Origin of the sequence: Bradyrhizobium sp. UFLA01-814, from assembly GCF_046718885.1 — a bacterium.
In the GTDB taxonomy this organism is placed as follows: Bacteria; Pseudomonadota; Alphaproteobacteria; order Rhizobiales; family Xanthobacteraceae; genus Bradyrhizobium; species Bradyrhizobium elkanii.
Map to the genome: position 1 here is coordinate 1 of NZ_JAQOSR010000100.1, position 24,387 is coordinate 24,387.

At 65.6% G+C, this 24,387-nt stretch carries 14 protein-coding genes; 2 read left to right on the top strand and 12 right to left on the bottom strand.

Annotated features, from left to right (window positions below):
- The 6 genes from treY to PMN64_RS26830 form a co-directional block, all read right to left on the bottom strand.
- A partial coding sequence (treY, locus tag PMN64_RS26805; RefSeq protein ID WP_411782799.1) for a malto-oligosyltrehalose synthase occupies positions 1–1,264 on the bottom strand: 1,264 nt, incomplete at its 3' end.
- 4 nt (positions 1,265–1,268) lie between these two features.
- The gene (gene treZ / locus PMN64_RS26810) at positions 1,269–3,062 is read right to left on the bottom strand and encodes a malto-oligosyltrehalose trehalohydrolase (RefSeq protein ID WP_411782800.1); all 1,794 of its coding nucleotides are present in this window, start codon (positions 3,060–3,062) and stop codon (positions 1,269–1,271) included.
- Entirely contained in the window at positions 3,059–5,131 is a 2,073-nt protein-coding gene (gene glgX, locus PMN64_RS26815) for a glycogen debranching protein GlgX (RefSeq protein ID WP_411782801.1), read from the bottom strand. Before glgX ends, treZ begins: the two co-directional genes overlap by 4 nt.
- Before the next feature lie 3 nt (positions 5,132–5,134).
- Entirely contained in the window at positions 5,135–7,282 is a 2,148-nt protein-coding gene (glgB, locus tag PMN64_RS26820) for a 1,4-alpha-glucan branching protein GlgB (RefSeq protein WP_411782802.1), read from the bottom strand.
- A complete protein-coding gene (gene treS, locus PMN64_RS26825) occupies positions 7,279–10,584 on the bottom strand; it encodes a maltose alpha-D-glucosyltransferase (RefSeq protein ID WP_411782803.1) in 3,306 nt (1,101 codons plus the stop codon). Before treS ends, glgB begins: the two co-directional genes overlap by 4 nt.
- Before the next feature lie 10 nt (positions 10,585–10,594).
- A complete protein-coding gene (locus PMN64_RS26830) occupies positions 10,595–12,544 on the bottom strand; it encodes an alpha-1,4-glucan--maltose-1-phosphate maltosyltransferase (RefSeq protein WP_411782804.1) in 1,950 nt (649 codons plus the stop codon).
- Positions 12,545–12,747: 203 nt separating this feature from the next.
- Here PMN64_RS26830 and malQ point away from each other — a divergent pair, with 203 nt between their 5' ends.
- Both malQ and PMN64_RS26840 read left to right on the top strand, forming a co-directional pair.
- The gene (malQ, locus tag PMN64_RS26835; RefSeq protein ID WP_411782805.1) at positions 12,748–14,700 is read left to right on the top strand and encodes a 4-alpha-glucanotransferase; all 1,953 of its coding nucleotides are present in this window, start codon (positions 12,748–12,750) and stop codon (positions 14,698–14,700) included.
- Between the two features lie 15 nt (positions 14,701–14,715).
- Complete coding sequence (locus PMN64_RS26840; RefSeq protein ID WP_411782806.1) at positions 14,716–16,524, top strand: glycoside hydrolase family 15 protein; 1,809 nt, start codon at positions 14,716–14,718, stop codon at positions 16,522–16,524.
- Between the two features lie 262 nt (positions 16,525–16,786).
- On the opposite strand, the gene PMN64_RS26845 is transcribed toward PMN64_RS26840, so the two are convergent.
- The 6 genes from PMN64_RS26845 to PMN64_RS26870 form a co-directional block, all read right to left on the bottom strand.
- On the bottom strand, positions 16,787–17,590 hold the full coding sequence (locus PMN64_RS26845) for a Cof-type HAD-IIB family hydrolase (RefSeq protein ID WP_411782807.1): 804 nt from the start codon (positions 17,588–17,590) through the stop codon (positions 16,787–16,789).
- A complete protein-coding gene (locus PMN64_RS26850; RefSeq protein WP_249167442.1) occupies positions 17,587–18,075 on the bottom strand; it encodes a gluconokinase in 489 nt (162 codons plus the stop codon). Before PMN64_RS26850 ends, PMN64_RS26845 begins: the two co-directional genes overlap by 4 nt.
- Before the next feature lie 28 nt (positions 18,076–18,103).
- Positions 18,104–18,856: a 6-phosphogluconolactonase gene (gene pgl / locus PMN64_RS26855; protein ID WP_411782808.1), complete on the bottom strand. Its 753-nt coding sequence runs from the start codon at positions 18,854–18,856 to the stop codon at positions 18,104–18,106.
- A gap of 1 nt (position 18,857) precedes the next feature.
- Positions 18,858–20,351 carry a glucose-6-phosphate dehydrogenase gene (zwf, locus tag PMN64_RS26860; protein ID WP_411782809.1) on the bottom strand — a complete coding sequence of 498 codons (1,494 nt, stop codon included), beginning with the start codon at positions 20,349–20,351 and terminating at the stop codon, positions 18,858–18,860.
- A 120-nt stretch (positions 20,352–20,471) separates the two neighbouring features.
- Entirely contained in the window at positions 20,472–21,455 is a 984-nt protein-coding gene (gnd, locus tag PMN64_RS26865) for a phosphogluconate dehydrogenase (NAD(+)-dependent, decarboxylating) (protein WP_411782810.1), read from the bottom strand.
- A 12-nt stretch (positions 21,456–21,467) separates the two neighbouring features.
- Entirely contained in the window at positions 21,468–24,314 is a 2,847-nt protein-coding gene (locus tag PMN64_RS26870; protein ID WP_411782811.1) for a bifunctional transaldolase/phosoglucose isomerase, read from the bottom strand.
- Between the last annotated feature and the right edge of the window lie 73 nt (positions 24,315–24,387).

The following is a 24,387-nucleotide window of genomic DNA, read 5'->3' on the forward strand; positions in this document are numbered from 1 at the left end:
GCTGCTTGGCCTCGCGCAACACCGGCGTCAGGTTCGGCGACTGGTTGCTGATCTGTCGCCAGATCTCGTTGAGCGGATCGAGGCCGCGACCGTCGACCAGTGCCTGGCTGATCGTGTTCATCCATTCATAGCCGGTGGTGCCGTGAACGCCGCTGAATCTCGGCAGCTTCTCGTCCTCGCCGAGGATCTTCTCGATCACCATGTAGAACGGTCTGGCTTTCGCGCCCTGCGCGGAGCGGATCAGGCGGCGCAGCCGCTGGAAGTACTGCGCGGGATCGCGCAGGCCGTCGATATGGTCGAGCCGCAAGCCCTGCAGCCGGTCCTCGGCGATCAGCCGCTTCACAAGGCTATGGCTCGCCTCGAAGGTGGCGGCGTCCTCGACCCTGAGGCCGGCCAGCGTGTTGACGTCGAAGAAGCGGCGATAGTTGATGTCGCTGGACGCCAGCCGCCAGTGGCCGAGCTTGTAGTGCTGGCGTTCCAGCAAATGGTGCAGCGCCAGCGTCTGGGTCGGGCGGTCCTCGCCGGCGCGATAGGCATCGAGCCCGCGCGCGATGAGGTCGGCGCCGCCCTCGATCGCCTTGATCGCCGCCTTCAGCGCCGGCGCTTCGACGCGGTTGGGGCGACGCAGTGCCCGGTATTGCGCGGCGAGCTCGAGCATCGCGCGTCCGGTCGGGCTGTCTTCGGCCGCGGCCTCGCGGACGATGGTGCGCAGCACCTCGCCATAGCGCTCCGGCGCGATCGGCAGGCGGTGCTCGAAATACCAGGCCGAGAAGCTGCCCTCGTCCGCGTCATAGCGCAGCTCGATGTCGCCGCGCTCCAGCGCCTGGCCATAGGACGAGCCGAGGATCGGCAACAGCACGCCGCCGCGCGCGCGATAGGGCAGCTGGTCCCAGTCGATGTCGAAGGAGACCGCGTGCGGCGACGCCGGTCCCCATTCAAGCACATCGAGCCACCACGGATTGTCGGCGAAGTGAACGCCGACATGGTTCGGCACGAAATCCAGGATCAGGCCGAGATCATGGCGCTTCAATGCGTCGCTCAACCGCGCAAAGCCCTCTTCGCCCCCGAGCTCCGGGTTGAATTTGGTGTGGTCGACGACGTCATAGCCGTGGGTCGAGCCCTTGCGCGCCTTCATGAAGGGCGACGCATAGACATGGCTGATGCCGAGCGCCTTCAGATACGGCGCCACGCCGGCGGCGGCATCGAAGTCGAAATCGGCAGTGAGTTGCAGACGGTAGGTTGCGATCGGGATCGCCGGAGGCATTGTGCTATCCGATGTGCCAGCGCACCGCCCAGCCGGGGAGGTCGCTCGACAACGCGCCGCCCCAGATCGCAGTTCCCTTCGGTTCCGGAGCGTCGACGATGTTACGATCGGACAAATTGGCTGTCAGCCGCAGCGTGCCGCCGTCGCCCATCTGCCAATGCGCCGTCAACAGGTCGCCTGCTACGATGGCATCGCCGAAGCGGCACCCTCTGAGCCGCGGCATGATCTCCTGCCGGCGCACGGCGAGCAGGTCGCGCACCAGCGCAAGCCGTGCGCGCGCCGGATCATGGCCGAGCGCTGCCCAGTCGAGCACGGCCGATCGCACCGTTTCGTCGGCAAGCGGGTCGGGAATGTCGTCGCCATATTTGGCATAGGCCCAGGCGAACTCCTTGCGTCGTCCGGCGCGGACGGCGTTGGCGAGATCGCCCTTGAAATCGCAGAAGAACGGGAAGGGCGTTGTCGCGCCCCATTCCTCACCCATGAACAGCATCGGCGTGGTCGGCGCGATCAGCGTCACCGCCAGCGCCGCCGCGACCGCCTCCGGCCGGGCAATGCTGACGAGACGATCGCCGAGCGGCCGGTTGCCGATCTGGTCGTGGTTCTGCAGGAAGTTGATGAAGCAGGTCGGCGACAGCATGCCGCTCGGTTCGCCGCGGGCCTTGCCGCCCCAGAACTCCGACACTTCACCCTGGTAGATGTAGCCGGACGACAGCGCGCGTGCGAGGTCCTGCTTCGGCGCCCGGTAGTCGCCATAGTAGCCCTGCGTCTCGCCGGTCAGCAGCACGTGCCAGGCGTGATGATAGTCGTCGTTCCACTGGCCGCGGAATTTGCCGTGCGGCGGATCCTCGGCGGCGTCGAGCAGGCTTGCAATGTTGTCGCCGTTTTCGAGCACGAGGTTGATGTAGCGGCCGGTCTCGGTGGCGAGCTTGCCGGCGGCCTTGCTGAAGTCATGGATAACGGCGATCTCGCCGGCTTCGACGATGGTGTTGACCGCATCGAACCGCAGCCCGTCGAAGCGATAGTCGCGCAGCCAGCTCATCACGCTGCCGATCGCAAACGCGCGCACCTCGGGCACGCGATAGTCGATCGCGCTGCCCCACGGAGTATGCGCGTCACTGAAGAAGGAGGGCGCATAGCGGCCGAGATAATTCCCTTCGGGGCCGAAATGGTTATAGACCACGTCGAGCATCACCATCAGCCCGCGCAGATGCGCTTCGTCGATCAGGGTCTTGAGGTCGTCGGGACGGCCATAGGCGCTGTCGGGGGCGTACCACAGCACCCCGTCATAGCCCCAGTTGCGCTTCCCGGCGAAATCCGCCAGCGGCATCAGCTCGAGCGCGGTGATGCCTGTCGCCACCAGATGATCGAGCTTGTCGATCATGGCGCGATAGGTGCCCTCTCGGGTGAAGGTGCCGACATGGGCCTCGAGGACGACGGTCTCGTGCCAGGGACGTCCGCGCCAGTCCGTCGCGCGCCATTTGAAGGCCGCGTGGTCGATCACTTCGCTCGGGCCGAACACGTCGTCCGGCTGGAACGCGGAGGCGGGATCCGGCACATCGACCTCGTCATCGACGCGGAATCTATAACGCGTGCCGGCGCGCGCGCCTGGGATCTCGGCGACGTACCAGCCGGCGGCGTCGCGCGTGAGCGCATGCGCATCGCGGCTTCGCGTATGCGCATCGCGACTTCGCGTATGCGGTTGGTCGATCAGGAGGTCGACGCGCTTGGCCGCCGGCGCCCACAGCCGGAAGCGCGTGCCGTCAGGTGTCAGCTCGGCGCCGAAATGTTGTCTATTCATGTGGAGCCTGCAAATGCTAGCACCGAGCGCGGGGGTGCCTTGGTATCGGCGCCGGATGCGAATTGCTCAGCCGTTTGCTCGGCCTTGGTTGTGTTCAGGACCTGCTGCCAGCTCCTGTATTCCGCCATCCTCGGCATCCTGAACACGATCTCCTGCGGTGCGGCATTGAGCACGATAAAGATCGGCGCCTGTCCTGGTTCCATCGGCCCCAGCACATAGGCGAGGAATCGGCTCTCCGGGAATTTCCAGTCGGATTCCTTCATCTCTTCCGCCGCGGGCGTCAGCCAGAGCACGCCGTAGCTGCCGTCGGTGCGGCGGCCGTCGAGCCAGCTCTGGCAGCGGATCTGGCCGAAGCGACGCCGCAGCGCGGTCAGGTGGCCGATGAAATCGATGGCGTCGTCATCCGTGCCGAGGTTCTCCCAGCCGATCCAGCCGGTCTCGTTGTCCTGGCAATAGGCGTTGTTGTTGCCGTCTTGCGTGTTCGCGACCTCGTCGCCGGCGAGGATCAGCGGCGTGCCTTGCGCCAGCAGCAGGCAGGCCAGCGCATTCTTCCTGAGCTGGCGGCGCAGCGCGATGATGGCAGGATCGTCGGTCGGGCCTTCATGGCCGCAATTGTTGCTGTGATTGTCGTTGGAGCCGTCGCGATTGTCCTCGCCATTGGCCTCGTTGTGCTTCTCGTTGTAGCTGAAGAGATCGGCGAGCGTAAAACCGTCATGTACCGTGATGTGGTTGACGCTGGCGCGGGTCGCGCGGTTGTCGTGGTGAAACAAATCCGACGACGCGGTCATGCGGCCCGAGATGTCGCCGATCAGGCTGCCTTCGCCGCTCCAGTAGCGCCGCATCGCGCTGCGATAGCGGTCATTCCATTCCGACCATTGCGATGGAAACGCGCCGACCTGGTAGCCGCCGAGACCGAGGTCCCAGGGCTCGGCGACCATCTTGGCGGTCGCCAGCACCGGGTCTTGGCGGATCGCGGTGAGGAAGGGGTGGTTGCGATCGAACCCGTTCGGCCCGCGCGCCAGCGTGGTAGCCAGATCGAAGCGGAAGCCGTCGACATGGCAGACCTCGACCCAGTAGCGCAGCGAATCCATCACCATCTGCAGCACGCGCGGATGGGTGAGGTTGACCGAGCTGCCGCAGCCGGTGAAGTCGTCGTAGAAGCGCGGGTTCTCGCGGTTCAGCCAGTAATAGGAGGCGTTGTCGATGCCGCGGAAGCACAGCGTCGGGCCCATATGGTTGCCCTCGGCGGTGTGGTTGTAGACGACGTCGAGCAGCACCTCGATGCCGGCATCGTGCAGCCGCGCCACCGTGGTACGAAAGGAATCGAGCGCATTGTCCTGGGCGTAGCGCGCCTCCGGCGCGAAGAAGGCGATGGTGTTGTAGCCCCAGTAGTTCGCCAGCTTCTTCTCGACCAGGATGCGGTCGTCGATCAGGCCGTGGATCGGCAACAGCTCGATGGTGGTGACGCCGAGCCGCTTGAGGTGGTCGATCATCGCCGGCGACGACAGTCCGCCATAGGTGCCGCGCAGGTTCGGCGGCACGTCCTCGCGCTTCTGCGTCAGGCCCTTGACGTGGGCCTCGTAGATGATGGTGTCTTCCCACGGGATGTGCGGCCGGATCTCGCGGCGTCCCCAGTTGAAGGTCTCGTCGACCACGACCGCCTTCGGCATGCCGCGGGCATTGTCGCGCCGGTCGAACGAGAGGTCTTCGCGCGCGCTGCCGGTGCGGTAGGCGAAATGCGCGTCGCTCCATACCAGCCGGCCGGCGAGCCGCTTGGCGTAGGGATCGAGCAACAGCTTGTTGGCGTTGAAGCGATGGCCGCGCTCCGGCGCGTAAGGCCCGTAGACCCGATAGCCGTAGAGCTGGCCCGGCGAGACGTCGTTGAGATAGCAGTGCCAGACGTCCTCGGTGCGCTCCGGCATCTCGATCCGCTCGAGCTCGCGGCGGCCCTGGCCGTCGAACAGGCACAGCTCGACCTTCTCCGCATTCGCCGAGAACAGCGCAAAATTGGTGCCTCTGCCGTCCCAGCTTGCACCGAGCCGCGCGGACGTACCCCCGGTCAGTCGCATCAATCAGCTTTCCGGTACGAGGAAGATCGCAGCCAGCGGCGGAATGGTCAGGCTCAGTTCGGGCGTGGCGTCCTCCGATGCGCGCACCTCGCCGACATTGCCGACATTGGTGCCGCCGTAATGCGCGGAGTCCGAGTTGAACACCTCGTGCCACTTGCCCGCGAACGGCACCCGGACGCGATAGTTGCGGTAGACGTTGGGCGAGAAGTTCGCGACCACGAGGCAGCGTGCGCGCTCAGCATTGCCCTTGCGGATCCAGCCGAACACATTGTTGTTGGCATCGTCGGTGATGACCCACTCGAAGCCGGCCTGGTCGCAGTCGAGCTCGTGCAGCGCCGGCAGCGCGCGATAAAGCCGGTTGAGGTCGCGGACAAGGTTCTGGATGCCGCTGTGCCTCGGCTGTTGCAGCAGATGCCAATCGATCGAATAGTCGTGATTCCACTCGCGCTCCTGGCCGAACTCGCAGCCCATGAACATCAGCTTCTTGCCGGGGTGGCCGAACATGAAGCTGTAATAGGCGCGCAGATTGGCAAAGCGCTGCCACTCGTCGCCCGGCATGCGGCCGAGGATCGAGCGCTTGCCGTGCACGACCTCGTCGTGGGACAGCGGCAGGATGAAATTCTCCGAGAAGGCGTAGTGCAGGCCGAACAGGATGTCGCCGTGATGGTATTTGCGGTGGATCGGATCCTTGCCGATATATTTCAGCGTGTCGTGCATCCAGCCCATGTTCCACTTGTAGCCGAAGCCGAGCCCGCCATATTCGACCGGGCGCGACACCTGCGGCCACGCCGTAGATTCCTCCGCCGCCGTGGTCGCCTGCGGGAAGTGCGCAAACAATTCGGTGTTGAAGCGGCGCAGGAAGTCGATCGCTTCGATGTTCTCCCGGCCGCCATATTTGTTCGGGATCCAGCCGCCGGCGGGACGGCTGTAGTCGAGATAGAGCATGGAGGCGACGGCGTCGACGCGCAGGCCGTCGATGCCGTAGCGATCGAGCCAGAACAGCGCGTTCGACACCAGGAAGTTGGTGACCTCGGTGCGCCCGTAATTGTAGATCAGCGTGCCCCAATCGAGGTGGCGGCCCTGCAGCGGATTGGCGTGCTCGTAGAGCGCGGTGCCGTCGAAGCTGCCGAGCCCGTGCGGATCGTCAGGGAAATGCCCGGGCACCCAGTCGAGCAGCACGGCGAGCCCTGCGCCGTGGCAGGCGTCGATCAGCGCGGCGAAATCGTCCGGCGAGCCGAAGCGGCTGGTCGGCGCGAACATGCCGGTCGGCTGGTAGCCCCAGGAGCCGTCGAACGGATGCTCTGATATCGGCAGGAATTCGACATGGGTAAAGCCCATGTCGCTGGCATAGGCCGGCAGCTGCTCCGCCATCTCGCGATAGGTCAGCCACTCATTGCGGCCCTTGCGCCGCCACGACCCGAGATGGACCTCGTAGATCGACATCGGCGAGCTCAGCGCGTTGACGCGATCCGGCGCCGGGCGCGGATGCGGGATCCTGCGCTCGTCGATCACGATCGAGGCGGTCTTCGGCCGTACCTCGGCGGCGAACGCCAGGGGATCGGACTTCAGCGGCAGATGCTGGCCGTTGCGCCCGATGATCTCGAACTTGTAGTGGTCGCCGACCCGAGCACGCGGGATGAACAGCTCCCAATATCCTGCACCGCGCACCCGCATCGGATGCCGCCGTCCGTCCCAGAAATTGAAGTCGCCGACCACGCTGACCCGGCGCGCATTCGGCGCCAGCACCACGAAGCCGATGCCGTCGACGCCGTCGAGCGTCATCGGATGCGCGCCGAGCGTATCGTAGACGCGCTGATGCGTGCCTTCGCCGAGCAGGTAGAGATCGAAATCGCTCAGGATCGGCGGAAAGCGGTAGGCATCCTCCAGCTCGACGACGTTGTCGCCGAAGCGGGCGCGGAGCTGGTAGCGCGTCGAGCCGTTCGGCAGGGGACCCGCGAACAGGCCGGCGTCATGGATCCGCGCCAGCGGCGCCGTCTCGCCATGCTCGCCGATCGCCTCGACATTGCTGGCATCTGGCAGGAAGGCGCGCACGACGTTGCGGTCCCCCTCGGGGTGAAGCCCGAGATAGTGGAAGGGGTCGGAGTGGCGGCCCTCGATGATGGCATAGGCCTCGGCGGGCAGTTTGCTCATGCAACCTCATGCGGCTGTTGCGCCAGGATCCTCAGCAGGCCGGTGAGCGGCACCCGCAGCCAATCCGGCCGGTTGGCCAGCTCATACTCGATCTCATAGAAGGCTTTCTCAAGCAGGAAAAAATTGAGCAGGCGATCGGCCGTCTTGGCGTCGGCGGGCCACAGCCGCTGGCCGGCCACCGTCTCGCGGTAAGCCGCCAGCAAGGTATCCGCGGCCTGGTCGCGCCATTCGGCCAAGGCGAGGCTCAGCCGGCCGCTCTCGTCGGGGGAGACCTTGAGCGTCCGTTCCAGCGCGGCCGTTGCCGCATAGTCGATCGAACGGATCAGCCCGGCGACGTCGCGTGCCGGCGGTGCCTTGCGCCGCCGCTCGGCGATGGTGCGGCCCGGTCCGCCGTCGAAATCGATGATGAAGACGTCGTCCTTGACCACCAGCAACTGACCGAGATGCAGGTCGCCGTGATGGCGGATGTTGAAACCGTCGGTCTCGCGCGGCAGCAGTGCCTTGAGCCGCTCCGGCAGCGTGTCGTGCTGGGCCTGCAACTGATCGGCCAGCAGCCGGTCGGCCTCCTTCAGGGAGCCGCGCCGCTGCTTCAGCGTATCGAACACGCGCTCGGCCCGCGCCATGATCTCGTCGGCCCAGCGCTGCAGGTCGTCGGGTTTGGTCGGCTCGGGCGCGAAGTCCGGCAGGTCGCGGTTGCTGGCGAGCGCGATATGCAGCTCGGCGAGCCGCTTCCCGCTATGCGACATGTGGCGCAGATAGGTCGCCTGGTCGCCGTTCTCCACGGGGTGCTCGCTCACCGTGAGCAGGCGCTGCCGTTCGACCAGGCGGTCGAGGTGCGCGCCTGCGATGGTCCAGAGGTCGCCCTGGTTGACGACCATCGCATGCAGGACGGCGATTGCGCTGCGCTTGTCGCCCTCGATCAGCTCGGCGGTGCCGAGCAAGGCAGGGGTGTTCGGAAAGTTGACCACTTCGGTGAGGAAGCGGCCCATCTCGATCTCCGGATTGATGCCGACCTCGAGCTTGCGGTAGATCTTGGTGACGTATTCGTTGTCGACCAGCGCGGTCGAATGCGGCTGATCGTTCTCGAAGACCCGGATGCGCTCGGGCTGCCGCACCGGCCGGTCGGAGAAGCGGCTGGTCGGCCGGAATTCGAGCTTGAGGCCTTGCTCGCCTTCGTCGACCGTGAGGTTTTCCCGCAAGTTGCGCAGGAACAGGCCGGTGAAGATCTGGTCGGTGGCGACATCGAGCAATGTGCCCTCGCGCGCGCCCTGGCGCACGGCGGCGAACGCGCGCGGATTGTAGCGCTCGCGGTCGAAGCGCACCCACTCGATCTGCATCGGCAGCACGTAGCGGCTGGTGGTGCCGCGCTGCGTGGTCTCGAAGAAGGCAAGCCACGGCCGGTTGTCGCCGATGTCGCAGAACGGGATCGCGGAGACCAGCATCGGCTGGATCGCGCTGGCCGAGCGCTCCGGATACCAGCGCGTGCGGGCGAGATGACCGGGCAGCACGTCGTGCTCGAACACGCCGCGGGTGCGCGCCAATGACATCCAGGTCGAATTCATCGGCACCACCAGCGTCTCGAATTCCGGCACCGCGCGCGGCGTCACTGGCTCGGACTTGTCGCGCTCCTGCAGCTGGAACCAGTAGAAGCCGTACGGCGCGAGCGTGATCATGTAGGGCAGCTCGCCGATCGCCGGGAAGCGCGTGCGCCCGAGCATCTCGAGCGGAATGCGGTCCTTGAAGGCGGAGAGGTCGAGCTCGGTGGCCTGCGCCGACCGCGACAGATTGGCGACGCACAGGATCGCCTCACCCTGGTACTGGCGCACATAGGCCAGCACCGAGCGGTTCTCCGGGCGAATGAAGGTCATGGTGCCGCGCCCGAAGGCAAGCGTCGACTTGCGCACCGCGATCAGCCGCTTGGTCGCCGAAAGCAGCGACGACAGGCTGCGCGACTGCGCCTCGACATTGACGGATTCATAGCCGTAGACCGGGTCCATGATCATCGGCGCGTAGAGCCGCGCCGGATCGGCGCGCGAGAAGCCGCCGTTGCGGTCCGGCGACCACTGCATCGGCGTCCGCACGCCGTTGCGGTCGCCGAGATAGATGTTGTCGCCCATGCCGATCTCGTCGCCGTAGTAGATGATCGGCGTGCCCGGGAACGACAGCAGCAGCGAGTTCATCAGCTCGATCTTGCGCCTGTCGTTGTCCATCAGCGGCGCAAGGCGGCGGCGGATGCCGACATTGATGCGGGCGCGCGGGTCGTTGGCGTAGGTCGACCACAGATAGTCGCGCTCGACGTCGGTGACCATTTCCAGCGTCAGCTCGTCGTGATTGCGCAGGAACAGCGCCCACTGGGCAGCAGCGGGAATGTCGGGCGTTTGCCGCAGGATGTCGGTGATCGGAAAGCGGTCTTCCTGGGCGATCGCCATGTAGATGCGCGGCATCAGCGGGAAGTGATAGGCCATGTGGCATTCGTCGCCATGGCCGAAATATTCCTGCACGTCCTCCGGCCATTGATTGGCTTCGGCCAACAGGATCTTGCCCTTGGCATAGGCGTCGAGCTCCTGGCGCAGCCGCTTGATGATGGCATGCGTCTCCGGCAGGTTCTCGTTGTTGGTGCCGTCGCGCTCGCACAGATAGGGAATGGCGTCGAGCCGGAAGCCGTCGACGCCGGTGTCGAGCCAGCGCTTCATCACCTGCACGATGGCCCGCACTACGCGCGGATTGTCGAAATTCAGGTCCGGCTGGTGCGAGAAGAAGCGATGCCAGTAGAACTGGCCGGCTTCAGGATCCCAGGTCCAGTTCGACTTCTCCGTATCCGTGAAGATGATCCTTGTATCGAGGTATTTCTGGTCGGTGTCGCTCCAGACATACCAGCTTCGCGCGCTCGAGTTCGGCGGGCTGCGGCGCGCGCGCTTGAACCACGCATGCTGGTCCGAGGTGTGGTTGACGACGAGCTCGGTGATGACGCGCAGGCCGCGCCTCTTGGCCTCCTGGATGAAGCGCTTGAAGTCCTTCATCGTCCCGAAATCGGGATTGATGTCGCCATAGTCGCCGATGTCGTAGCCGTCGTCGCGGCCGGGCGAGGGATAAAACGGCAACAGCCACAGTGCGGTGACGCCGAGCTCCTGCAGATAGCCGAGTTTCTCCGTCAGCCCCGCGAAGTCGCCGATGCCGTCATTGTTGCTGTCGGCAAATGCCTTGACATGCAGCTGGTAGATGATCGCGTCCTTGTACCACAGCTGGTCCGCAGTCTCGGTTGCGACCTTCTCCTTGATGTCGACGTTGGAGAATACGTTCATGACGGCTCCTTCAGGCGATACAGCGTAGCAGCAACGCGGGATCGCGCGCAGGATCGATACGTAGGCGGATGCCTCCCCATTCGAGCGCGTGGCGCTCGCCGGTGACAAGGTCTTCCACTGCCGAGACGGGGCGGCGGGCATCGCCACGGCCGACCATGACGTCGCCGAGCGGCAGCCAGACCTCACGCAGCTCGGCTGACAATGCAATCGCGGCCGCGATCACATTGCTCTGATCGACCGCCTCCTTGATGAAGCCGATCACGCCGCCGTCATCGACACTGATAAAGCGCAAATTGGCGAATTGTTGCAGGGCCGGACTGCCGCGCCTGATCCGGTTGAGAGCCGCGACATAGGGCTTGATGTTCCCCGGCTGCTCCCAGTTGCGAACCCTGATCTCGTACTTCTCGGAGTTGAGATATTCCTCGCGGCCGGGGACCGGCGTGTGCTCGAGCAATTCGAAGCCGCTGTAGATGCCATAGCTGCTTGAAAGCGTCGCGGCCAGCGCGAGACGCGACTTGAACATCCAGGATTCGCCGCTTTGCAGGTGGAAGGGCAGGATGTCCGGTGTGTTGACGAAGAAATTCGGCCGAAAGAAGTCACGCTCGGGATAGGAGGTCAACTCGCCGAGATATTGTTCGAGCTCGAAGCGCTGCGTCCGCCAGGTGAAATAGCTGTAGGATTGCGTGAAGCCGAGCTTGGCGAGGCCCTTCATCAGTTTCGGGCGCGCGAAGGCTTCCGCAAGGAACAGCACGTCCGCGTCGCGGTCCCGCACCTCGCGGATCAGCCATTCCCAGAACGCCAGCGGCTTGGTGTGCGGATTGTCGACCCGGAAGATCCTGACGCCCTGCTCGACCCAGAACAGCACGACGTCGCGCAGCGCGCGCCACAAGGCGCCGGCGTCTTCGGACCCGAAATCCGGATTGACGACATCATCCCAGCGCTGCGGTGGATGCTCGGCCGTGCGCATCGATCCGTCCGGGCGCCGCTTGAACCACTCTGGATGCCCGTTCAGCCAGGGATGATCGGGGGAGCACTGCACGGCGAAATCGAGCGCGACCTCGAGGCCATGCGCCTGGCATGCCGCCACAAAGGCGCGGAAATCGTCGAGCGTGCCGAGTTCCGGATGCACGGCGTCGTGGCCGCCCTCGGCTGCGCCGATCGCGTAAGGGCTGCCGGGATCGCCCGCCTGTGCGATCGCGGCATTGCTGTGGCCCTTGCGGTGCTGCCGGCCGATCGGGTGGATCGGCGCGAGCAGGACGACGTCAAAGCCCATCGCGGCGATGTCGGGAAGCCGCGCGATGCAGTCGTTGAAGGTTGCATGCATGCCCGGTGTCTTGCCCTGGCTGCGCGGAAACATCTGGTACCATGCGCCGCTGCGCGCCCGCGGGCGGTCCGCGGTGAGGGGGTAGAGTTGCGATCGCATCAGATCGCGGCGAAACTGGCTGCCGGCCATCGCCTCCCGCAATTCGGGCGCGAGTAGCGCGCCTGGTTCGCCGGTCTGCAGAAAGATTTCGCACTGCCTGATGATGACGGCGGCCGCCGCCGGGCTGCCGGCCTGCGCCTGGGTCAGCATGCCCGCGCCTTCGAGCGCGTCCAGCGTGTGGTCGCCACCATCGCGCGCCTTCTGCTCGAAGCGATGCCGCCAACTGGCGAATTCATCGGTCCAGGCCTCGATCGCGAACACGTAGCGGCCGGGCCTGTCGGGCACGAAGGCGCCGCCCCAGCGGTCGTCGCTGTGCGGCGTCATCGGCGCGACCTGCCATTCGCCGTCGCCCTCGCGCCGCCACACCAATGCCGCCGATATCACGTCATGTCCGGCACGGTAGATGTCGGCCCACACCTCGACAGGTTCGCCCACAATGCGCTTGACCGGAAAGCGGCCGCCATCAACCGACGGATAGACATCGGTGATATGAAAAGTGCCATGGGCACTCTCGACAGGCCGGAGGGTTTTGTTCACGGTGATGCCGCCATTAAAAATGCAAATGACGTCCCGGCGCCGGGAAGGAGGCGCGCCAGACCCATATAGAAAGCCGCTCGCCGGGCAATGGTTCCCGGCGGGAACGCCGGATAGGGTAGAGCGTTGAACATCAACTATCCCTTTCCCGTATCTGTACAATTTAGCAACGATACACCTACCGTTGCGAGCAGGCAGCGTGCCGAATGGACCTTTACGCCAAAGCCCAGACCCTGGGAATCCAGACCGAGTATATCGATGGCAGCGGTCACCGCCGTGTGACAACCCCCGAGGCGCTCACGGCGATCCTCGACGCGCTGCCGCCGCAGGCGCCCCGGCGGATCATCGCCGATCCCGTGGTCATCAGAGGCGGCCAGGCCGCGCAAACGCAACTCTCGGAGGCTGCCCGGCTTCCGGTGCAATGGAAGCTTGCGAATGGGACCGGGGTGCTCGCGCAGGGCGAGGCGCGTGAGCGCAGCGTGACGTGGCCGTCCGGTCTGCCCGAAGGCGTGCATCGGCTGCAACTGTCGGACGCATCGGGCGCCAGCGAGGAGCTGCCGCTGCTGGTGGCGCCGCACGGCGCCTTCGGCGGCGAGTTCGACCGCTGCTGGGTGATCGCGGTGCAGCTCTACGGCGTGCGGTCAGCGCGCAACTGGGGCATCGGCGACTTCACCGACCTGCAGCACCTGCTCGAATTCGCCCACCGGCTCGGCGCCGACGGCGTTGGGCTCAATCCGCTGCATGCGCTGTTCGACGATCGGCCCGGCGATTGCAGCCCGTACTCGCCGAACAGCCGGCTGTTCCTCAATGGGCTCTACATCGACGTCGAGCAGATTCCCGAATTCCGCGTCGATGCCGAGACCAGGGCAGCGCTGGCACAACTCCGTAGCCACGACATGGTCGACTATGTCGGCGTCGCCGCGCAGAAATGGCCCGCGCTGCGCGCGGCGTTCGCGGCCTTCAAGGCCAATCCCGGCCTCGGCCGTTGGCAGGATTTCGAGGCCTATCGCAACGAGCAGGGCACACTGCTGTCGCGCTTCGCCTGCTTCGAGGTGATGCGGCACAAATTCAACACGCCGTGGTGGGAATGGCCGGACGAATGGCGGCAGCCGAGCGATGCAGCTTGCGCCAAATTGCGCCGTGCGCGCGACTCCGCCGCCGAGGTCGAGTTCGTCGAATTCGTGCAATGGACCGCGGACCGTCAACTCGGCGCCTGCCAGGCGCTTGCGCACAAGCTCGGCATGCGGGTCGGGCTTTATCTCGATGTTGCCGTCGGCGTGCAGTCGGACGGTTTTGACGCCTGGAATGAGCAGACCGCGATCTCGCGCCATCTCGGCGTCGGCGCGCCGCCGGACCCGCTCAACACGGCGGGCCAGGACTGGGGGCTTGCCGGCTTCAATGCCGCGGGCCTTGAACAGCGCGCGTTCGAGCCGTTCAGGCAGATGCTGCGCGCCTCGATGCACCATGCCGGCGCAATCAGGCTCGACCATGCCTTCGGGCTGAAGCGGCTCTATCTGGTGCCGCGCGGCTTCGGGCCGGCCAATGGCGCCTATGTGCTGATGCCGTTCGAGGCGCTGCTGGCGGCGACCGCGCAGGAGAGCGTGGCGAGCCGCTGCGTCGTGATCGGCGAAGACCTCGGCACCGTACCTCCCGGGTTCCGCGAGCAGATGAACGGCTGGGGCATCTGGTCCTATCTCGTGATGATGTTCGAGACCGACGACCAGGGCGTCTTCCGCAATGCCGACTACTATTTGCCGGATGCGTTGGTGACCTTCAACACCCACGACCTTTCGACCTATGCGGGCTGGCGCTCGTTCAGCGACCTCAAGACCAAGCGTGCGCTCGGGATCGATCCCGGCGAGACCGACCAGGGGCGCTGGGATGCACTCGGCCATCTCGATGACGTGCTGCGCCGGCACGACATCCACGCCAACGATTTCTATTCGGTGGCGAGCTTCCTGGCACGGACGCGGTCGCGGATGATGGCGGTGTCGATGGAGGACCTGCTCGGCATTGTCGAGCAGCCGAACATCCCCGGCACCGTCTACGAGCATCCGAACTGGAAGCGGCGGCTCCCGGTCTCGATCGAGCATCTCGCGTCGGCGATCGACGTCGACGCGCTCAAGCGCGCGACCCGCGAGCGCTCGCACACCGGGTAACGCGGAGCGCAGCGCGTGGCCTCTCGTATCGAAGACTATGGGCTGATCGGAGATTGCGAGACCGCAGCCCTGGTCGGCCGCGACGGCTCGATCGACTGGCTGTGTTGGCCCGCGTTCGATTCCGACCCCTGCTTCGCGGCGCTGCTTGGCACGTCGAGGAATGGCCGCTGGCTGCTGGCGCCCGCCGGAGAGATCAGGCAGACCGCGCGGCGCTACTGGGACGATACGCTGATCCTGGAGACCCGGTTCGAGGCGGAAGGCGGCGCGGTCGCGCTGATCGACTTCATGCCGCCGCGCGGCAACGCCTCCGATGTGGTCCGCCTCGTTCGCGGCATCAGCGGCCGCGTCAAGATGCGCATGGAGCTGGTGATCCGCTTCGGCTTCGGGGTCGATGTTCCCTGGGTGCGGAAGAATCCGGATGGCGACGGGCTTCTGGCGATCAGCGGGCAGGACATGACCGTGCTGCGCACCCCGGTCGAAACCCGCGGCAAGGACCTGACCACGCTCGCCGATTTCGAGGTCGGCGAAGGCGACACCGTGCCGTTCGTCCTGACCTATGGACCGTCCTATCACCCGGTGCCGGAGGCGATCGACCCTGAGGCCGCGCTGAAGGACACCGAGGAATATTGGCGGGAATGGTGCAGCCGTTCGACCTATGACGGCAGCTATCAACGCGCGCTCGTGATGCGCTCGCTGATCACGCTGAAGGCGCTGACCTACAGGCCGACCGGCGGCATCGTCGCGGCACCCACCACGTCGTTGCCGGAAAAGCTCGGCGGCGCGCGCAATTGGGACTACCGGTTTTGCTGGCTGCGCGACGCCACCTTTACGCTGCTGGCCCTGATGAATTCGGGCTACACCGAGGAAGCGGCGGCCTGGCACAACTGGCTGCTGCGGGCCGCAGCCGGCGCGCCGGCCAACATGCAGATCATGTACGGTATCCTGGGCCAGCGGCGCCTCCTGGAATGGGAGGCCGGGTGGCTGTGCGGCTATGAAGGGGCGCAGCCGGTACGCGCCGGCAATGCCGCACATGCGCAGCTTCAGCTCGACGTCTATGGCGAGTTGATCGACGCCTTCCACCAGTCCCGCATGGCCAAGCTGAAGCTCGACGAAGAGAACTGGTCGCTGGAATGTACCGTCGTCACCCATCTCGCCGATGTCTGGGATCAGCCGGATCACGGCATCTGGGAGCGCCGCGGCACCCCCAGACACTACGTATTCTCCAAGGTGATGTGCTGGGTCGCCTTCGACCGCGCCATCAAGAGCGCGGAGCGGTTCGGCTTCAAGGGGCCGCTGGTCAAATGGCGGGTGCTGCGCGAGGCCATTCATCGCGACGTCTGCCAACGCGGCTTCGATCCTGGCCTCAACAGTTTCGTCGAGAGCTATGGCTCAAAGCTGCTCGACGCCAGCCTGCTGCTGCTGCCGTCGGTCGGCTTCCTGCCGCCGGGCGATCCGCGCATCCGCGGCACGATCGACGCGGTCGAGCGGCACATGATGCGCGACGGCTTCGTGCTGCGGCACGATCCGCGCGAGGTGTCCGATGAGATCCAGCCGATCGAGGGCGCGTTCCTGGCCTGCAGCCTGTGGCTTGCCGACGCTCATGTGCTGGCGGGAGATGTCGACAAGGCGCAGACCATGTTCGACCGCGTGGTCGCGGTCGCCAACGATCTCGGACTGTTGGCCGAGGAATTCGATTCCGGTGCCGGGCGGCAGACCGGCAATTTCCCGCAGGCATTGACCCATATCGCGTTGATCAACACCGCGCACAATCTCAGCGCCGCCAGGGCCGACGCCGAGAAGCCCGCGGTGCAGCGGTCGACCTAAAGCGCGATGAAGTTAAGTTAAACCTGCGACCGCGGCGATGCTGCCCGCCCTCCGTCTTCCGCTTGCGGGACCGCCGCAGGTGCGCGCTGCCAAAATACAGAAAACAACCCCATGCAAAGGAGCCGGCAGCTGCCGGCGTTCAACGAGCCAACTTGACATGTCGGGCAAATCAGGAGTATATTTCCAATATTCCGAAATCGTGCAAGCGACGATCACGCTGCGCCCCGCGCTCGATCACGGGTGGGGCGATCGTCCGCACGCCTCAACGAAGTTGCAACACCGTGTCCATCGCGCGTGCGAAACCGTCGTGCTCGTTGGTTTCGGTGACATGCGTGGCGCGCGCCTTCACGTCATCGCTGGCATTGCCCATCGCGAAGGAGACGCCGCTCCTGGCGAACATTGGCAGATCGTTCTGCATGTCGCCGATTGTGGCGACATTCTCCAGCGGCACGCCAAGGCGCTTCGCGATGCCCTCGACGAAGGTGCCCTTGTCGTGACCCGGCGGGGTGACGTCGAGATAGTAGGTCTGCGAGCGGACCGCGGTGGCATCGCGGCCGACCATCTGCTGCATCTCCGCCTCGCAGCGTTGCAGCAGGGCTGTATCCGAGCTCGCGCCGACGATCTTGCAGGCCTGGTCGAGATAGGGAGCAAAATCGCCGACGATGGTCGGATCATGCTTGATCGTGTGCTGCTCGTGGGCGGTGTACTCGCCGTCAGGGTTGCGCGTCAGCCAGCGATCGTTGGTAAACAGCCAGATATCGACGCCGCGCTCGTGCAGCATGTCGATGCAGCGTTTTGCGACCGCTGCCGGGATCAAATGCTGCTCGAGGGGCTTGAGCTGCGGATCGACGATCGAGGAGCCGTTGAAGGCACCAATCGCCTGCGTGATCGCAAGCGGCGCAATCAGGAAACCCATCCCGATCGTCGGCCGGCTGGAGACGATGGTGAAGCCGATGCCGGCCTCATGCAGCCTGCGCACCGCCACCCTGGCGCCGTCGGTCAAGGTCTTGTCCTTGGTGAGCAGCGTGCCGTCGACATCGGATACGACAAGGGCGATGCGGGTCATGGGCGGTCCAGCTTCAGTTGAGTGACGATGTCTTCGACGATGATTTCGACCGGTCGGTCGATCGCAACCGTGATCGGGCGTTCCTCCGGTGTCGGCGGCTCCAGCGTCCTGAACTGGCTGGCGAGCAGCCCCGGCGGCATGAAATGGCCCTTGCGCGCGCCGAGCCGCGTGGCGATCAGCTCCTGCGAGCCGTCGAGGAAGACGATGCGGATATCGTCGCGGCCATGCACCAGGATGTCGCGATAGGCACGCTTCAGCGCGGAGCAGGCGATGACGGCGCGTTCGCGAACGCCGCAGGTACGGTCGATCTCGTCGGCGATCGCGCGCAGCCAGGGCCAGCGATCCTCGTCGGTGAGCGGTTGTCCGGAATGCATTTTGGCGACATTGCTTGGCGGATGAAAACTGTCGCCGTCCTCGAAGCGCCAGCCGATCCTGATCGCAAGGCGGTCGGCGATGGTGCTCTTGCCCGAGCCGGAGACGCCCATCACGACCAGTGCGCAGGGGTTTTGTCCGTCACCCACGAAAGTCCTCCGGCAGCGCGGCCTGATCGATCAGCCAGACGGTCTCGCCCTGCGATCGCGCGCGGTTTGCCGGCAGGTTCTCGCCCGCGAACAGGCGCGTCAAGATCGCGCGCTTGTTCTCGCCCGCCACCTCGAACAGCATCTCGCGGCACGAGGCGAGCGCGGGCAGCGTCAACGACACGCGCGGCACGAACGGCTCGACATTGGCCTTGGGCACGCCGACCACCCAGCGCTGCGTTTCCTCGACCGCGGGATAACCTGGAAACAGCGAAGCGGTGTGGCCGTCGGGGCCGATGCCCATCAGCACCAGGTCGAATAGCGGCCGCTTCGGATCGAGCTGTTCGGCGCCGTAGAATGCCATCAGCTCGTTCTCGTACAGCGCCGCGCTGACGTCGGGATCCCTGAGATCGGCGGTGTCGGTCGCGATCGGATGGACATTCGCGGCCGGCGCACAGCGGTCGAGGAAGGCCTGGCGCGCCATGCTCATGTTGTGCAGCTTGTCCTTGCGCGGCACCAGTCGCTCATCGCCGATGAACCAGTCGATACGGTCCCACGGAATCCTCTGGCGATAGTCGGGCGTCGCCAGCAGCTGGTAGAGCGCCTTGGGGCTGGAGCCGCCGGTGAGGCACACGGCGATCCGGCCGCTGTTCTGGTCGATCCTGGCGATCACCCGCTCGGCGGCCGCCTGCGCCAGTGCCGCCGGATCGGCGACCGTGATGATCTGGCGCTCGCGGCTCGCGGTCATGTCAGCCCAGCTTCCGCCAGCTGCGGCCGTCGCGCGTCAGCAGCGCGTTGGCGGCCTCCGGGCCTTCGGTGCCGGCCTTGTAGGGCTGCAGGCCGCGGCTGCCGGCGCTCTTCCAGGCGTCGAGGAAAGGCTGCACCGCCTGCCACCCGGCCTCGACGCTGTCGGCACGCTGAAACAGGATGTTGTCGCCGATCATGCAGTCATAGATCAGCGTCTCGTAGCCGGTCGACGGCTCGGCCTTGAAGTAGTCCTTGTAGCGGAACTTCATCTCGACGCCGTCGATGTTGATGGTCGGGCCGGGTACCTTGGTGTTGAACTGCAGCTCGATGCCCTCGGTCGGCTCGGTGGAGATGACGAGGTAATTCTGCGAGAGGCGGTCGACCGCGGTGTCGCGGAACATCGCGAACGGCGCCTGCTTGAACTTGATCGCGATCTCGGTGCGCTTGGTGGTGAGCGCCTTGCCGGTGCGCAGGTAGAACGGCACGCCGGCCCAGCGCCAATTGTCGATGGTCAGCTTCAGCGCGGCGTAGGTCTCGGTCGAGCTGTTGGGCCTGACGTCGGGCGTCTTGAGAAAGTCCTCGATCTCGGTGTCGCCGATCCGGCCGGCGCGATACTGGCCGCGCACCGAATTGTGCAGCGCTTCCTGTTCGCTCTGGGTCTGGATCGCGCTCAGCACCTCGGCTTTTTCGGAGCGCACCGCATGGGCGTCGAAGCGCGCCGGCGGCTCCATCGTCACCAGCGACAGCAGCTGGAACAGATGGTTCGGCACCATGTCGCGCAGCGCGCCGGTGGCGTCGTAGAAGCTGCCGCGATGACCGACGCCGAGCTTCTCGTCCACGGTGATCTGGATATGGTCGATGTGGTTGCGGTTCCAGATCGGTTCGAACATGCCGTTGGCGAAGCGCAGCACCAGGATGTTCTGGACGGTTTCCTTGCCGAGATAGTGATCGATCCGGTAGATCTGGTGCTCGTCCATCAGCTTCAGCAGCGCTGAATTCAGCGCCTTGGCCGATGCCAGATCGGTGCCGAACGGCTTCTCCACGATCAGCCGACGCCAGGCGCCGTTCTCCTCCAGCATGCCGGTGCGCCCGAGCTGCTGGCTGATCGGCAGGAACGCTCTCGGCGGGGTCGCGAGATAGAACAGCCGGTTGCCTCCGGTGCCGCGCGCCGTCTCGAGCTTGTCGAGCCGTTCGTTCATGGCATCGAAGGAGGGCGGATCGCTCGGATCGGCCTCGATCGAGGTGACGCATTCGAACAGCCGCGTGACGACCGCCTCATCGAGCGGCCGGGTCGCGAATTTGCGCAGCCCTTGCATCAGGCTGTCCTTCATCTGGTCGCTCGACATGCCCTTGCGGGCGATGCCGACGACGCAGAATTTGTCCGGCAGCAGATTGCCGGCGGCGAGATTGTAGAGCGCCGGGATGACCAGCCGGTGCGTCAGATCACCGGTGGCGCCGAAGATGATGAAGGAGCAAGGATCGGGTTTCTTCTGCACGTGACCTTCCGCGGTTATCTCGAGAGCTCCGTTCCGATTGTATCGGAACGGAGCTCTCGATTCTTGTTTTGACGCGTTTTCTTCACGCGAACCGGTGCCCACTTCGCTTGAAAACGCTTTTTAAGTTTTTTTCGGCGGCTCCTTGTGGCCGCCGAAACCTGCGCGCATCGCCGAGAGGATCTTCTCCGCGAAGGTGTGATCCTTGCGCGAGCGGAAGCGCGTGTAGAGTGCGGCCGTCAGCACCTCGGCCGGCACGGCCTCGTCGACCGCGGCATTGACGGTCCAGCGGCCTTCGCCGGAATCCTCGACAAAGCCGGAATAATTGTCGAGCGTGTGGTTCTGCGCCAGCGCCGATGCGGTGAGGTCGAGCAGCCAGGACGGGATCACGCTGCCGCGCCGCCAGACTTCGGCGATGTCGGCGATGTCGAGGTCGAAGCGATGCTCCGGCGGCAGCGCCTCGATATTGGCGTTCTTCAGGATGTCGAAGCCTTCGGCATAGGCCTGCATCAGGCCGTATTCGATGCCGTTATGGATCATCTTGACGAAATGCCCGGCTCCGATTGGACCGGCGTGGATGTAGCCTTGCTCGATGCGCGGATCGCGGCCCTCGCGGCCGGAGGTGCGCGGAATGTCGCCGATGCCGGGCGCCAGCGTCTTGAAGATCGGGTCGAGCCGGTCGACCACCTTCTTGTCGCCGCCGATCATCATGCAGTAGCCGCGCTCGATGCCCCAGATGCCGCCGCTGGTGCCGACATCGACGTAATGCAGCCCGCGCTCCCTGAGCGCCTTGCCGCGGCGGACGTCGTCCTGCCAGAAGGTGTTGCCGCCGTCGATGATGACGTCGCCGGGCTGCATCAGCTTCGACAGCGCCTCGATGGTGGCTTCGGTGATCTTGCCGGCCGGCAGCATCACCCAGGCGGTGCGCGGCGCCTCCAGCTTGAGGACGAAATCCTCCAGCGACGAGGATCCGGTGGCATTGTCGGCGACGAGCGCCGCGACCGCCTTCGGATCCTTGTCGTAGACCACGGTGGTGTGGCCCTGGGTCATCAGGCGACGGACGATGTTGCCGCCCATCCGCCCGAGGCCGATCATGCCGAGTTGCATCCCTCGCCTCCGTCAGTTCAGTGCAGCCGAGATCGCGGCATCGAGCGCCGCGAGCCCGGATGTGAGATCGCCCTTGAGATGCACGCGCAGCGCCCGCCGGCCGCGCTCGGTCAGCACGTCGAAATCGCCGCGCGCCTGCGCCGCCTTGATCACGCCGAAGCTCGCCTTCTGGCCGGGCACCGGCAGGTCCTCCGTATCGTCGGTCGTGACCTGCAGGAACACGCCGCTGTCGGGCCCGCCCTTGTAGGCCTGCCCGGTCGAATGCAGGAAGCGCGGACCGAACTCGGCGCAGGTCGCAAGGTGCTTTGCGTCGCGCAGCTTGAGCCGCATTGCCTGCATGGCGTCGATGGTGTCGCCGTCGCGCTCGATATAGGCGAGCAGGGCGACATAGTCGCCGCGGCCGGACCGCGAGAGGTGCGCCTTGATCCAGGAGTTGAGATCGCCGTTCGCACCGGCCTTGCGCAGCTCCTCGGCGTTCTGCGCGTCGGTGTAGAGATCGACCCCGTCCGCCGATACCACCGGCTGTTCGGCCGGCAGCGACCCGGTCTTCTCGAACGCGGCCGTCAGCTCGCGGGTCTTGATCTTGGCAGCTTCGACGTCGGGCTGGTTGAACGGGTTGATGCCGAGGATCGAGCCGGCCACCGCGGTCGCGATCTCGAAGCGGAAGAACTCCTGGCCGATATGGTCGATCGACTTCATCACGATCCGAACCACGGGATGGCCGGCGGCCTCGAGCGCCGCGAGTTTGGCCTCATGCGCGGCATCGTTCTCGCTATCGGTGCGCAGATCGATGAAGAAGCGGTCGTTGCCGTAGACCGCCGCCTCGCCAATCGTCTCGCCCTCGATCGGGATCAGGCCCTTGCCGTCCTTGCCGGTCGATTCCGCGATCAGCTGCTCGGCCCAGGCGCCGAAATCGGCAACGTCCGGCGAGGCGAAGATCGTCACCTTGTCGCGGCCTTCGAGCCCGGCGATGCCCATTGCGAGCCCGAGCTGCACGCCCGGGTTCTCCTGCGGCGGCACGTCGGCACCGCAGGAGCGCACCATGGCGAGCGTATGGCCGAGCAGGCTGCGGAGGTCGATGCCGGCGGCGGCCGCCGGCACCAGACCGAACGGCGACAGCACGGAATAGCGGCCGCCGATCGCCGGATCGCCGTAGAAGATGCGGGCAAAGCCCTGCTTGATCGCGACCTTCTGCAGTGATGAGCCGGGATCGGTCACCGCGATGAAGCGGTGGCCGGCCTTGTCCTTGCCGATCGCCTTCGCCACCCGATCGAAGAAATAGTCCTTCATCACGTTCGGCTCGGTGGTGCCGCCGGATTTGGAGGAGACGATGAACAGCGTCCTTGCGATGTCGACGTACTCCTCCATCGCGCGCACCTGGGCCGGATCGGTGGAGTCGAGCACGTGCAGCCGCGGGAAACCGGACCGGTGCGGGAAGGTCTGGGCCAAGACCTCAGGCCCGAGGCTCGACCCACCCATGCCGAGCACGACGGCATCGGTGAAGTTCTGCCCCTTCACGCGCTGGGCGAAGTCCTCGTAGTCGGCGACGTTCGCGGTGGCCGCGCTGGTGAGCCAGCCCAGCCATTTGTCCTCATCGTCGCCGGTCCAGACCGATTTGTCCTTGTGCCAGAGCCGCCGGATCCTGGCGGAGGCGCGCCATTCCTCGGTGCTCTTCTCGACCGCCTTCTCGATGCTGGCGCCGAGCGCCAGCTTCTGGCGGTCGATGCCGCCGCCGAGCGAGGTGGCGCGCTTGTGGGCGACCGCGCCGTAGAGCTTGTCGGCCGCGTCGGCGAACAGCTTGACGCCGTCCTTGACCAGCTCCTCGGTGATCGCATCGAGCGAGATGCCGGACTTCTCCAGCTCCTCCAGCACATGGCGGGCGTCCTCGACATTCTCCTCGAGGCTGTCGCGGACCTTGCCGTGGTCGCGGAAGGCATCGAGCGTCGCCGGCGGCACGGTGTTGACGGTGTCGGGGCCGATCAGCTCCTCGACATAGAGCACGTCGCTATAGTCCTTGTTCTTGGTGCCGGTCGACGCCCACAACAGCCGCTGCGGCTTGGCGCCCTTGGCGGTGAGCTTGTCCCAGCGCGTGCCCGAGAACAGGCGCTTGTAGTCCTGATAGGCGAGCTTTGCATTGGCGATCGCGACCTTGCCCTTCAAGGCCGCGAGCCGCTCCTTTTCGTGCGGATCGTTGGCCTTCGCGATCTTCTCGTCGAGTTGCTTGTCGATGGCGGTATCGATCCGGCTGACGAAGAAGCTCGCGACGCTCGCGACATGGGAGGGATCGCCGCCCTTGCCGACGTATTTCTCCAGGCCCTTGAGATAGGCCTCGGCGACCTGGCGATAGACCTTCTGCGAGAACAGCAGCGTGATGTTGATGCTGATGCCTTGGCCGATCAGGTACTCGATCGCCGGCAGGCCCTCGGGCGTCGCCGGCACCTTGACCATCAGGTTCTTGCGGTGGACGTCTTTCCAGAGCCGTTCGGCTTCCGCGATCGTGCCCTTGGTGTCCATCGCGAGATAGGGCGACACCTCGAGGCTGACGAAGCCGTCGCCGCCGTGGCTCTGGTCGTAGACCGGGCGCAGCACGTCGGCGGCGTGCTGGATGTCCTCGACCGCAAGGTGCTCGAACAGGTCGGCGACCGAGCGGTCGCCGTTCTTGAGGGCCTTGCCGATCGCCCCGTCATATTCGTCGGAGCTGCCGATCGCCTTCTCGAAGATCGAGGGGTTGGACGTCACGCCTTTGACGCCGTCGGTCTCGATCAGCCGCTTCAGGTCGCCGTTGGCGACGAAGCCGCGGGCGAGGAAGTCCAGCCAGACGGCCTGGCGGTGATTTTCGAGTGCTTTGACGGGGTTCATGGGTGCCTGTTCTCGTTCGATCGAGGGTCGATTTTTGGGTTCCCGGGCAGCTTTCGGGGGCGGAGGGGGATTG